The organism is Ruegeria sp. H7 (assembly GCF_056532945.1).
Window position 1 is genome coordinate 288,932 of sequence record NZ_JBQFNZ010000001.1, and the last position, 12,571, is coordinate 301,502.

A 12,571-nucleotide genomic window follows, 5' to 3' on the forward strand; every position below is an offset into this window, starting at 1 on the left:
CCGCAAGGGTCCGGCCTTGGCACATGAGGGGCGCGATGGGTTTTCTTGGGGTGGAGCAATCTTTGACGGGGCGGCGTTGGGTGGGCCCCTCGCCCGAGGTTGAGCGCGCGACCGAGATGCTGGCCCAACAAGCCGACCTGCCGCGCGCGGTTTGTCAGGTGCTGGCGCGGCGCGGTGTTCCTCCGATGGAGGCGGCGGGGTTTCTGGAGCCGAAGCTGAAAGAGCTGTTGCCGGATCCGCGCAGCTTGAAGGATATGGAAGTTGCGGCGGCGCGGTTTCTGAAAGCTGTTCGGGACAAACAGCGGATCTCGGTTTTCGCGGACTATGACGTAGATGGCGGCAGTTCGGCAGCTTTGCTGCTGGTTTGGTTACGTCAGATGGGGTTGCAGGCGACGCTTTATGTGCCCGACCGGATTGATGAGGGGTATGGGCCGAATGTTCCCGCCATGCAGGAATTGGCGGCGCGGCACGACCTGATCATTTGCGTTGATTGCGGCACTTTGAGTCATAAGCCAATCGCGGCGGCCAAAGGCGCGGATGTCATCGTTCTGGATCACCATCTGGGTGGAGAGACCCTGCCTGACTGTGTCGCCGTCGTGAACCCGAACCGTCAGGACGAAAGCGGCGATCTGGGCTATCTCTGCGCCGCTGGGGTGGTCTTTCTGATGCTGGTTGAGGCCGGGCGGCAAATGCGTGAAGCCGGGGCGAAGGGACCGGATCTGGTGTCTTTGCTGGACCTCGTCGCTTTGGCCACCGTCGCCGATGTGGCCCCTTTGATCGGGGCCAATCGGGCTTTGGTTCGACAGGGGTTGAAGGTCATGGCCGGGCGGCAACGGCCCGGTCTTGTTGCCCTGTCGGATGTGGCGCGGATGGATTCCGCACCAAACAGCTATCACCTTGGGTTTCTGCTGGGGCCTCGGGTCAATGCGGGCGGGCGCATCGGTCAGGCCGATCTGGGCGCGCGGTTGCTCAGCACCGACTCGATGACCGAGGCCGAGGCCCTGTCACAGCGACTGGATGCGTTGAATTCCGAACGACGTGACATTGAAAATGCCGTGCGCGCCGCAGCGCTGGAACAGGCGGAAGAACGCGGATTGGCCGCGCCGCTTGTCTGGGCCGCTGGCGAGGGCTGGCATCCTGGTGTGGTCGGAATTGTCGCCTCGCGCCTAAAAGAAGCCGCGAACCGCCCCGCCATCGTCATCGGCTTTGACGGGGATGAGGGCAAAGGATCGGGCCGGTCGGTGTCGGGTGTCGATTTGGGGGCTTCGATCCAGCGGCTGGCGGCCGAAGGGCTGCTGGTCAAAGGCGGCGGCCACAAAATGGCGGCGGGGCTGACCGTGATGCGGGACCAATTGGAACCGGCGATGGAACGTCTGTCGGAACTGCTGGCGAAACAGGGCGCCGGGCAAGGCGGCCCGGCGGACCTGAAGCTGGATGGTGCTTTGATGCCCGGCGCGGCCACAGTAGATCTGATCGAACAGATTGAAAAGGCAGGCCCTTTTGGGGCCAGCGCCCCTGCCCCACGCTATGCCCTGCCCGATCTGCAAGTACGGTTTGCCAAACGCGTGGGCGAGTCGCATCTGAAACTTTCCCTGTCCGACGGGCTGAGCAGCGGGTTGGACGCCATCGCCTTTGGGGCATTCGACGGGCCCTTGGGCGAGAGGCTTTCGAACCACGGCGGCGCGCGCTTTCATTTTGCAGGCCGGCTCGAAGTAAATTCCTGGGGTGGTCGTCAAAACGTACAGCTTCGGCTTGAGGATGCGGCGGAGGCCAATTGAGCGGATTTCCGGTCTGTTTCGAGCCACCAAAAAACTTTCGCATCCCTGCATTTTTCGGCTTGCGGGGGTCGGGGTGAAACCGTAAAAGGCCCTCCACAAGCCAGCGTGGCCCGTTCGTCTATCGGTTAGGACGCCAGGTTTTCAACCTGGAAAGAGGGGTTCGATTCCCCTACGGGCTGCCATTTTTGCTTGTGCGCCAATACCCAGTGGCCCGTTCGTCTATCGGTTAGGACGCCAGGTTTTCAACCTGGAAAGAGGGGTTCGATTCCCCTACGGGCTGCCATTTCCTTCCTATATCGCGAACGAAAACGGCTGCGATGGCTCAGGCAGACGCGATTTGCATGTCTATGCCCCATTCTGCGATCTGATCGGCCAGCGCTCCGTCCGGGGCTTTGTCCGTTACCAATATGTGAATCCGGCGCGGATCCGGGCCCACATAGGGTGCCGATACGTCGTATTTGTAATGCGCTGCCGCCATCACAACCTGATCCGCATTCTGCACCACGACGGATGCAAGATCCGCCTCGCCAAGGCTTTGATACAAAAACCCTTTGCTGTCCGAAATCGCGTCGGTGCTGAGGATCGCAAGGTCAAAGGCATAACGCTGCAGCTGCCGGTGCGCCACGTGGCCGAATGTTCCCCGTTCGTCGCTTTGCATCTCGCCCCCCAACAAATGCACCCGGTTGCCATTGACGCCCACCAGGGTCAGCCCCACCACGATTGAGTTTGTCACGATGGTCAGGTTCTCGGCATGGCGCAGTTCCTCTGCCACAAAAGCGGTCGTCGATCCGACGTCCAGAAAGATGGTCATCCGGTCCCTGACCATCCGCGCGACATGCTGCGCTATGAGGCGTTTTTCGTCAGCATGTTGCGAAATACGGCGGAAAAATCCGGGATCGCCCTGTGCCCCCGCCAGATAAACACCGCCATGAACGCGTTCGACTGTGCCGGCGCTGGACAAGGCTTTGATCGTACGACGCACCGTCTCTTCGGAGACATTCAACATCGTGGCCAGTTCCGAGTTCCGGGCCGTCCCGCCAAGACGTTTCAGGGCGTCCAGCAGTTCAAGCTCGCGATGGGTATTGAGGACGGGCTTTTTCAAGGTCGGCTCCGAAAAATCAAACTGGCGTACAAACTACGAAGCCGAGCCGGCAAATCCAGCAGATTTACAATTCGCACTGCGATCTCTGGCAGGGTTGGTTATTCGGGCAACAGCGCGGATCGGTACTATGAGGGGGCCATTGCCTTGGCATTGGGGGCGAATCGCGATTCTGGCTGCGCCGTAGGGCTGCGAGCGTGTAATTGGCCCCTAAAAACAGTGTCCGCCAAATGAGCCAAAAACAGCCGCATATAAGGTGTATCGCCGTCGGTCTTCGGAACAGAATTTCAGAGCATATGGGTTCAGGGCATCGATTATTCTCACGCGAACGCGTCACGTATCCCAAGGTTGATTGCGCTTTTTAAATATTACTTTACAATTACTTAGATACAAGATGCGAACCAAGAAACGGCGCGGGGTTCGCATCCGAATTCCTCTCCGACCCTCATTTACTAAAAATTTAGTTTGACACATATGCAAAAAATCGCTGATGCTGAGCGCCATCCGGTTAGCGCCGGACAACCATAATCTTTGGGAGGAGACAGATGCGGAGACATCTACTTTCCGCAGTGGCGGCGGCCGCCGTCATTGCGGGGCACGGTCCCGTTTGGGCCGACGAAGCCGCAGCACAGCGTTGGATCGATGATGAGTTCCAGCCGTCCAGCTTGTCGAAAGACGAACAGATGGCGGAAATGCAGTGGTTCATCAAAGCTGCCGAACCCTATGCCGGAATGGAACTGAACGTTCTGTCGGAAAGCATCCCCACGCATTCCTATGAATCCGAGGTTCTGGCCAAAGCGTTCGAGGAAATCACCGGTATCAAGGTCAATCATCAGATACTTGGTGAGGGCGAAGTGGTTCAGGCCGTTCAAACCCAGATGCAGACCGGCCGAAACCTGTATGACGGCTATGTCAATGACAGCGACCTGATCGGCACCCACTCGCGCCTGCAACTGGCTTATAACCTCACCGAACAGATGGGCGGCGACTGGGCGGCGACAACCTCACCGACGCTGGATCTGGATGACTTCATGGGCATTCAGTTCACCACTGGCCCGGATGGCAACCTGTATCAGCTGCCGGATCAGCAGTTTGCGAACCTCTACTGGTTCCGCAAGGACTGGTTCGATGACGAAGCCAACAAAGCCGCGTTCAAAGAGAAATACGGCTATGATCTGGGCGTTCCGGTCAACTGGTCGGCCTATGAGGACATCGCCGAATTCTTCACCAATGACGTCAAGGAAGTCGACGGTGTGGCGATCTATGGCCATATGGACTACGGCAAACGCGCGCCTGACTTGGGCTGGCGTATGACCGACGCATGGCTGTCGATGGCCGGTGCCGGTGACGTGGGCGAGCCGAACGGTGTTCCGGTCGATGAATGGGGCATCCGCATGGAAGCGGGCACCTGCAATCCGGTTGGCGCTTCGGTGTCGCGCGGTGGTGCTGCAAACGGTCCGGCTGCGGTCTATGCGATCCGCAAATGGGATGAATGGCTGCGGGCTTACGCCCCTCCGGGTGCGGCGTCCTATGACTTCTACCAGTCGCTGCCCGCGCTTAGCCAAGGCAACGTGGCCCAGCAGATCTTCTGGTACACCGCCTTTACCGCCGACATGGTCAAGCCGAAGTCCGAAGGCAACAATACTGTCGACGACGAAGGCACGCCGCTATGGCGGATGGCGCCCAGCCCGCATGGCCCCTATTGGGAAGAAGGCCAGAAGGTTGGCTATCAGGACGTGGGGTCGTGGACCTTCCTGAAATCGACCCCTTCGGATCGTGCTCAGGCGGCCTGGCTGTACGCTCAGTTCGTGACGTCGAAAACTGTCGATGTGAAGAAATCCCACGTGGGTCTGACCTTCGCACGCGACAGCTCGGTCAATCACGAGTCGTTCACCGAACGCGCGCCCAAGCTGGGTGGTCTGGTCGAGTTCTACCGCTCGCCTGACCGTGTGGCCTGGTCGCCGACCGGCATCAACGTGCCGGATTATCCGAAGCTGGCCCAGATCTGGTGGCAGCAGATCGGTGACGTGAACTCGGGCGCGTTCACTCCGCAAGAGGCGATGGATCGTCTGGCCGAAGAGATGGACATCACCATGTCCCGGATGCAGGCGGCGGACGAAGCAGCCAATGTCTACGGCGGCTGTGGCCCCCGCCTGAACGAGCCGCAGGATCCGTCCTTCTGGCTGGAAAAGGCCGGTTCGCCCAAGGCGAAGCTGGAGAACGAAAAGCCGCAGGGTCAGACCGTCAACTATGACGAACTGGTTCAGCGCTGGCAGTCCCAGTAAACGCAACATCGTAGGCCGGGCTTCAGCCCGGCCTACCCCAAATACCCCACGAGTTTCCCCGATGATCGAACTACAGGACGCGACCAAACGGGTCGGCAACGTCATCCATATCAAGCCTACAAACCTGACGCTGCAAACCGGCCATTTCAATGTGCTGCTGGGCGCGACCGGCTCGGGAAAGACCTCGCTTATCAAGATGATGGCCGGGCTGGACCCGATCGCCTCGGGCAAGGTTTTGATGGATGGGCAGGATGTGACCCGGCTGAACACGCAGAAGCGGCAGATCAGTCTGGTGCACCAGTTTTTCGTCAACTACCCGCATATGAGCGTGTTCGACAACATCGCCTCGCCCCTGCGCGTGGCGGGCATGGCAAAGTCCGAGATCGAGGGCCGCGTCGAAGAGGCTGCCGACCTGCTGCAACTGCGTCCCATGCTGCACCGCCGCCCGCATGAGCTGTCGGGCGGGCAACAGCAACGTACTGCGCTGGCGCGGGCGATTGCCAAGGAAAGCCGCGCTGTTTTTCTGGACGAGCCGCTGGCCAATCTCGACTACAAGCTGCGCGAAGAACTGCGTGAGCAACTGCCCGACCTGTTTGCAGGACGCGGCGCAGTGGTGGTCTATGCCACATCGGAACCCGAAGAGGCCCTGCTGTTGGGTGGTCACACCGCCCTGATGGAAGATGGCTGCGTGACACAGTTCGGCCCCACCGCCGACATTTACCGCAACCCAGAAAACATCGCCGCTGCGCGCGTCTTTTCGGATCCGCCAATCAATGTGGGTCGGGTCAAAGTGACAGGCGCGATGGCGCAATTGGAAGGCGGCGGTCGCTGGAATGTCTCGGGCATGGCAGATGGCGACTACTCCGTCGCCGTACGCCCGCATCGCGTAACTCCGTTCCGAACGTCGGAAGCGGATGTTGAACTGACGGGCCGGGTGATCGTGACTGAACTGTCGGGCTCAGATTCCAGCGCACATTTCCAGCATGGCGAGGATGCATGGGTCTCTCTGGCCGCAGGGGTACATCCCTACCGGGTGGGTGAGGACCACAGTTTCTACATGAACCCGGCCCATTGCCGGTATTTCGGCCAAGACGGCCAAAGGGTCGCGTGACATGGCTCAGATCAAGCTTTCAAACCTGCGGCACAGCTATATGCCCTCACCCAAAGGCCCTGAGGACTATGCGCTGAAGGAAATCGACGTAACCTGGCGCGACGGCGGCGCATATGCGCTGCTTGGCCCGTCGGGCTGCGGCAAGTCCACGTTGCTGAACATCATCTCGGGCCTGCTGACACCGTCTGAGGGGCAGATTCTGTTCGATGGTCAGGACGTCACCGCCCTGCCCCCCGATCAGCGTAACATCGCACAGGTGTTCCAGTTCCCGGTGATCTACGACACGATGACAGTGGGCGAAAACCTTGCTTTCCCGTTGAAAAACCGGGGTGTTGACCCGGCGACCATCAAACGCCGCGTCGATGAGATCGCCGAGATGCTGGACGTCACGGATATGCTATACACCCGCGCCTCGGGCCTCAGCCCTGACAACAAACAGAAGATCTCGATGGGTCGCGGGCTGGTCCGCGACGACGTGAACGCGGTGATGTTCGATGAACCGTTGACCGTGATCGACCCGCATCTGAAATGGAAGCTGCGGTCCAAACTGAAAGAACTGCACCAGCGCGTGCAGGCCACGATGATCTACGTGACCCACGACCAGACCGAGGCGCTGACCTTCGCTGATGAAGTCGTGGTGATGCAAGACGGCGAGGTGGTGCAGATCGGCACACCGGTTGAACTGTTCGAGCGCCCTCAGCACACCTTCGTCGGCCACTTCATCGGCTCACCCGGCATGAACGTGCTGCCCTGCGAGGCCAAGGGCGATCGGGCCGTGTTCGAGGGCCACGAGGTCATGCTGGAAGGCCCGACCCATGGCGACGGAGGCCGCACCGATCTGGGCATCCGCCCTGAATATGTGGGCTTTGGCGATACCGGTATCCCGGCGCATGTGACCAAAGTTTCCGACATTGGCCGCCACTACGTCGTCAGCGCGATGGTCGGCAACACCGCCCTCAAAGCTGTCACGGAACATGAGGTTCCCGAACTGGGATCACAGGTTTTTCTGCAATTCAAACCCGAACAATCCCGCGTCTACCGCGACGGCTGGATCGCAACTCAGGAGCGGGCACAATGAGAACGGAAAACCAAAAGGCATGGTTCTTTGTCCTGCCGGTTCTGGCGCTGGTTGCTTTCAACGCGCTGGTGCCGATGATGACAGTGGTCAACTACTCGGTGCAGGAAACCTTCGGCAACAACCAGTTCTTCTGGGAAGGGCTTGGCTGGTTCGAACAGATCCTGCGGTCCGACCGGTTTCAGGCCGCGCTGGGGCGACAGTTCCTGTTCACCTTCCTGATCCTGCTGATCGAGGTGCCGCTGGGCATCATCGTCGCCCTTTCGATGCCCCGCAAAGGCTTCTGGGTGCCGGTCTGTCTGGTGCTGATGGCCCTGCCGATGCTGATCCCGTGGAACGTCGTGGGCTCGATGTGGAACATCTTCACGCTGCCCAAGATCGGGTTGTTGGGGTATTTCCTGAATGACGTTCTGGGCATCAACTATGACATGACGCAACAGCCGATCTCGGCCTGGATTACCGTCATCGTCATGGATGTCTGGCACTGGACGTCGCTGGTCGTGCTGCTGTGCTATGCGGGATTGGTCTCGATCCCGGATGCCTATTATCAAGCCGCCAAGATCGACGGGGCCAGCCCATGGTCGGTGTTCCGCTATATTCAGTTGCCCAAGATGAAAACCGTCCTGACCATCGCCGTCCTGCTGCGGTTCATGGACAGTTTCAACATCTATACCGAGCCCTTCGTTCTGACCGGCGGCGGCCCCGGAAACTCGACCACCTTGCTGTCGATCGACCTTGTGAAAATCGCGCTGGGACAGTTCGACCTTGGCCCTGCGGCGGCGATGAGCCTGATCTATTTCGCCATCACGCTGCTGGTGAGTTGGGTCTTCTACACTCTGATGACAAAGGATGACGCGCAATGAAGAAGCGGTCCCTTATCCCGATCCTCTATATCGCGTTCCTGATGCTGCCGATCTATTGGCTGGTGGCGATGTCCTTCAAAACGACAAACGAGATCCTGTCGGGCTTTTCCCTGTTTCCCCAGACCTTTACGCTGGAGAACTATATCACCATCTTCACCGATCCGACATGGTACTGGGGCTACATCAACTCGATCATCTACGTGACGATCAATACGGTGTTGTCGGTCTGTGTGGCCCTGCCTGCGGCCTATGCGTTCTCGCGCTATCGGTTCCTGGGCGACAAGCAGTTGTTCTTCTGGCTGCTGACCAACCGGATGGCCCCGGCGGCGGTTTTCGCGCTGCCCTTCTTCCAGCTTTATTCGTCGATCCACCTGTTCGACACCTATCTGGCTGTGGCGCTGGCACATACGCTGTTCAACGTGCCGCTGGCGGTGTGGATTTTGGAAGGCTTCATGCGCGGCATCCCCAAGGAACTGGATGAAACGGCTTATGTCGACGGCTATTCCTTCCCGCGCTTCTTCGTGACGATCTTCCTGCCCAATATCAAAGCGGGCGTCGGCGTCGCTGCCTTCTTCTGCTTCATGTTCTCATGGGTCGAGATGCTGCTGGCCAAAACCCTGACGGCGGTCGAGGCCAAACCCATCGCTGCCGTGATGACCCGCACCGCCTCCAGCGCGGGGTATGAGTTAGGTCTGCTGGCCGCCGCCGGAACCCTGACCATCATCCCCGGCGCCATCGTCATCTGGTTTGTCCGCAACTACATCGCGCGCGGTTTCGCGATGGGACGTGTGTGAGGTTCGATATGCGTAAACTTCTTCTCACCCTGCCCTTTTTGCCCACCATGGCATTCGCCCAGCAATCCGGATGGGGCAGCGTCGGCCAGCAAGAGGAAAAAGGCTTCTCGTGGACCGATCCCCTGTGGCCCGATTTCTGGATGGCCTGGACCCCGGCGACCTTGGCCCTGTTTGTCGGCATCTTCTCGGCCATCGCCCTGATCGGTATTCTGGAAGGCTTCAAATACCGCGACGGGGTCGAGCGGCGCGGGGTTTTGGGCCTGACGACCACACTGGGCGACCGGCTGTTCATCACGCTTCTCGGCTCGGCCTATATCTTCCTCGCCTGGCTTGGGCTGGTCGGCCAACCGGTCTGGACCCCGCTTTTCCTGTCCATCGGCTGGGGCATCTTCGTCTTCTGGAAAGTTTAGACTTTGCGAAACGGCGAAAGGATGCTTGTCTGACAGGCAGACCAATCATGACGACACCGAGATCGATGCGTAAGAAAAAGACAACAAATCTGCTGACCGAAGTTGAACTGGAGTTCATGAACGAGCTTTGGGCGCTTGGTCACGGCTCGGTGCGGGATGTATTGGACCGCCTGCCCCCGGAACGGAATCTGGCCTATACATCAGGGGCCACGATCCTGCGTATTCTCGATGAAAAGGGATTTGTCGAAAGCCGCAAGGACGGCAAGACCCTGATCTACAGACCGCTTCTGGACAAGGACAGGTATCAGGCACGCTCACTTCAGAACCTGTCGCGGACGTTGTTTGACAACACGCCCGCCTCACTGGTCGCCCGGCTGGTCGATGATGAAGGTCTGAGCGAAACCGATCTGGAGGAAATTCGAGCACTGGTAGAGAGGAGACTGCAAAATGACCGCGGTTAAACCGGTACTCGACGCATTTCTGGAAATGAACATCGTGCTGGGCCTGTCGGCCCTTATCTGGCTGATCGCCCGCGCGGCTCTGGCCCGCACGTCACTGCGCACCGGGTTTATCTCGCAGCTGCACGCGTTCAAGGCGCTGTGTATTTGCGTTCTGGTCAGCCCGATCCTTGCGCTTGGCGTTTCGGCACTGTCCAGTCTGGCCTGGCCTGATCGGGGGTTTGCCCTTGGCGATATCGCGGTGGCCGCCTATCTGCGTGGCGACATTGCGATGCCTGCGACCCAGTTCGAAGCGTTGCTGAATACGCGCGAGCGTTGGGTCGATCTGGTGCTGTCCGGTCAATCCTCTGCTGTTACCGTTCTATTGGCCCTGCTGGCATGTGTCGCTGCCCTGCTGGCTTTGCGTGTCACACGCGACGCGCTTGCGATCCGCGACACGGTCACGTCCAGCTTTCTCTGGCGGCGATCCAACAAGGTCGATATCCGCCTGTCCGACCGTATCACCGTTCCTTTCGCCGTCCGCGGCCTGCGCCGCCGCCACGTGGTCTTGCCCAGTCACCTTCTGGATACCCCGCGCGAGCTGCGATTTGCACTTGCGCATGAGTTTCAGCACATCCGCGCAGGCGACGTCGAGTGGGAGTTGGGGTTCGAACTTCTGCGCCCCCTGCTGTTCTGGAACCCGGCTTATCTGATCCTGAAATACCAGTTCGACCGCCTGCGCGAACTGGCCTGCGACCAGTCGGTTGTCGCGCGCAAGCGGATTGATACAAGGGACTACACGACGTGTTTGCTGGATTACTGCGCACGTTCGGTCGCCAAAGGCAGCCCCCGTGTGTTGCATGTCGCAATGGTCACAAGCGGAAACGCCAAGCGCGTGCTGCGACAGCGGGTCATCGCGTTGACCGACACTCCGACCGTTTCCGCGCCCTTGCCGGTGGCCTTTCTGGGACTGACGCTGATCTTCGCGGCCTTGCTGGCCTTGGGATCCGCTTCGATCCAACAGACCGGAGACTGGAGCCATGATCGCATCATGCTGTCAACGGTCGTGAATTTGGAGCGGCTGGAAGCCCGCAATCAGGGCAACTGACACCGTTACCACCCTCGCCGCCCGAATAGAGAGTGGAGGCGGTTTTGATCCGCAAAAGGCTCAATCGCTTGCGAACTTTGCAGGCCCGAGACAACGCGCATCACCATAACCCAACTGATGACGGCGAAAATGACGCCGCCAAACGCCTGACCCAGCAGAACTCCGGGCGCGCCTGCCAGGTACGAGCCCAAGGTCGCAAATACCCAGGTTCCAACCGTGTGGCGGCCCCAGTTGATCCATGTGGAATAGACCGGATGGCCCAGATTGTTGAAGCTGGCATTTGCAACAAAGATCACCCCGTTGAAGAACGACGCCAGGGCCAGCGGCCCGCAGAACAGGTAGATCAGCACGCGGGTCTCGCCCTGCGCCACAAACAGATCCGCAATGGGGGCACGCAGCAAAAACAGGATTGCGGCCATGCCCAGGACATAAATCGCCGTGAATTTGATCCCTGCCAGATAGGCCGCGCGAACCCGGTCGAACTTCTCGGCCCCGAAATTCTGGCCGATAATGGGCCCGATCGCGCCAGAAAGCGCGAAGATCACCGAAAACGCCACCGGCAACAACCGCCCGATCACCGCCATACCCGCGACCGCATCTGTCCCGTACTGAGCAATCTCACGCACGACAATCGCGTTGCCAATCGGCGTTGCCACATTGGTCAGAACAGCGGGGATCGCGATGGCACGCACAGGCCGAAGGTCGCGCCCGACCTGTTTCAACGAGGGGCGCGCAAAGCCCTGATGCACGCGCAATGCGGGCCACAACGCCGCCGCCAACATGCACACCCGCGCCACGACCGAGGCAATGGCCGCGCCGTCCAGCCCCAGCCCAACCCCAAAGATCAGGATCGGATCGAGCACCGCGTTGACAAGCCCGCCATAGATCGTGGCCATCATCGACCGTCTGGCGTCCCCGTGCGCGCGCAGAACGGCCATCGCCGCCATGGCAATCGACATAACCCACATGGTAGGCAGAATGATCGAGACATAGCGGGTCGCCAGCCGCAAAACCTCGCCTTCCGCGCCAAGCAATGACAGCAAAAAGCTGATATTTAACAATACCAAACCTGAGGTAATTGAACCGACAATCAGGCCCAGTGTCGCAACGCTGGACGCGTAGTGCCGTGCTTGTTCGGGCCTGCCTGCCCCAAGCTCGCGCGCGACAAGCGCCCCGGCCGCGATAGACAAGCCGATATTGATCGCGTTGGTGAAAAACAGCAGCGTCCCGGCATATCCGACGGCTGCGGCCAATGCGTCATTGCCCAGCATCGAGATAAAAACCATATCGACGAAATCGACGGCAAAAATCGCCATCAAACCAATGCTGGTTGTCAGTGACATCCGTGTCACATGCCGCATCAGGCTTCCGTTCAGAAACACCGCCTCACGCGGGGAAGTATCGGCCAAGGTTCTGTCCCATTATTGTGGTTTTGCAATCGTGTTCCGAAACGGTCCCAATGTGAAATACCTTATCCAAACTGAAACCGCTGTGTGAGGTTTTTGCGCCAAAAAGGTCTGATCACATGGGGACTGGCGCACCTGTTTCAGTTCCTTTCAAAACTCTGGCCACCTCACCCAGTTTTGATCGCCTGCGCCCACAAATTGCCTC

11 protein-coding genes and 2 tRNA genes are annotated in these 12,571 nt (G+C 59.5%); 11 read left to right on the plus strand and 2 right to left on the minus strand.

The window, feature by feature from the left end:
• The first annotated feature begins 35 nt into the window (after positions 1–35).
• From recJ to ACR0AC_RS01425, 3 genes are all read left to right on the plus strand, one after another.
• Positions 36–1,778, plus strand: coding sequence for a single-stranded-DNA-specific exonuclease RecJ (recJ, locus tag ACR0AC_RS01415; protein WP_480871694.1), 1,743 nt, complete (start codon positions 36–38; stop codon positions 1,776–1,778).
• A gap of 107 nt (positions 1,779–1,885) precedes the next feature.
• Positions 1,886–1,960, plus strand: a tRNA-Glu gene (locus ACR0AC_RS01420).
• A 26-nt stretch (positions 1,961–1,986) separates the two neighbouring features.
• Positions 1,987–2,061: transfer RNA gene (locus tag ACR0AC_RS01425), tRNA-Glu, on the plus strand.
• Between the two features lie 39 nt (positions 2,062–2,100).
• On the opposite strand, the gene ACR0AC_RS01430 is transcribed toward ACR0AC_RS01425, so the two are convergent.
• The gene (locus ACR0AC_RS01430) at positions 2,101–2,880 is read right to left on the minus strand and encodes a DeoR/GlpR family DNA-binding transcription regulator (RefSeq protein ID WP_480581738.1); all 780 of its coding nucleotides are present in this window, start codon (positions 2,878–2,880) and stop codon (positions 2,101–2,103) included.
• 542 nt (positions 2,881–3,422) lie between these two features.
• Between ACR0AC_RS01430 and ACR0AC_RS01435 the strand changes: the two genes are divergently transcribed.
• From ACR0AC_RS01435 to ACR0AC_RS01470, 8 genes are all read left to right on the plus strand, one after another.
• Positions 3,423–5,162, plus strand: a complete 1,740-nt coding sequence (locus ACR0AC_RS01435) for an ABC transporter substrate-binding protein (protein WP_170451615.1) — start codon at positions 3,423–3,425, stop codon at positions 5,160–5,162.
• A gap of 61 nt (positions 5,163–5,223) precedes the next feature.
• A complete protein-coding gene (locus ACR0AC_RS01440; RefSeq protein ID WP_170451617.1) occupies positions 5,224–6,273 on the plus strand; it encodes an ABC transporter ATP-binding protein in 1,050 nt (349 codons plus the stop codon).
• A 1-nt stretch (position 6,274) separates the two neighbouring features.
• Entirely contained in the window at positions 6,275–7,351 is a 1,077-nt protein-coding gene (locus ACR0AC_RS01445; protein WP_480871695.1) for an ABC transporter ATP-binding protein, read from the plus strand.
• Positions 7,348–8,211, plus strand: a complete 864-nt coding sequence (locus ACR0AC_RS01450; protein WP_058280832.1) for a carbohydrate ABC transporter permease — start codon at positions 7,348–7,350, stop codon at positions 8,209–8,211. Before ACR0AC_RS01445 ends, ACR0AC_RS01450 begins: the two co-directional genes overlap by 4 nt.
• A complete protein-coding gene (locus ACR0AC_RS01455; RefSeq protein WP_058280831.1) occupies positions 8,208–9,005 on the plus strand; it encodes a carbohydrate ABC transporter permease in 798 nt (265 codons plus the stop codon). The genes ACR0AC_RS01450 and ACR0AC_RS01455 overlap by 4 nt, the downstream gene beginning before the upstream one ends.
• A gap of 140 nt (positions 9,006–9,145) precedes the next feature.
• Positions 9,146–9,415: a DUF2160 domain-containing protein gene (locus tag ACR0AC_RS01460; protein WP_480626265.1), complete on the plus strand. Its 270-nt coding sequence runs from the start codon at positions 9,146–9,148 to the stop codon at positions 9,413–9,415.
• A gap of 65 nt (positions 9,416–9,480) precedes the next feature.
• Positions 9,481–9,876: a BlaI/MecI/CopY family transcriptional regulator gene (locus ACR0AC_RS01465; RefSeq protein ID WP_170451622.1), complete on the plus strand. Its 396-nt coding sequence runs from the start codon at positions 9,481–9,483 to the stop codon at positions 9,874–9,876.
• On the plus strand, positions 9,863–10,960 hold the full coding sequence (locus ACR0AC_RS01470) for a M56 family metallopeptidase (RefSeq protein ID WP_480625832.1): 1,098 nt from the start codon (positions 9,863–9,865) through the stop codon (positions 10,958–10,960). The genes ACR0AC_RS01465 and ACR0AC_RS01470 overlap by 14 nt, the downstream gene beginning before the upstream one ends.
• A 5-nt stretch (positions 10,961–10,965) precedes the next feature.
• On the opposite strand, the gene ACR0AC_RS01475 is transcribed toward ACR0AC_RS01470, so the two are convergent.
• Positions 10,966–12,369, minus strand: coding sequence for an MATE family efflux transporter (locus ACR0AC_RS01475; RefSeq protein ID WP_480871696.1), 1,404 nt, complete (start codon positions 12,367–12,369; stop codon positions 10,966–10,968).
• Positions 12,370–12,571 lie beyond the last annotated feature (202 nt).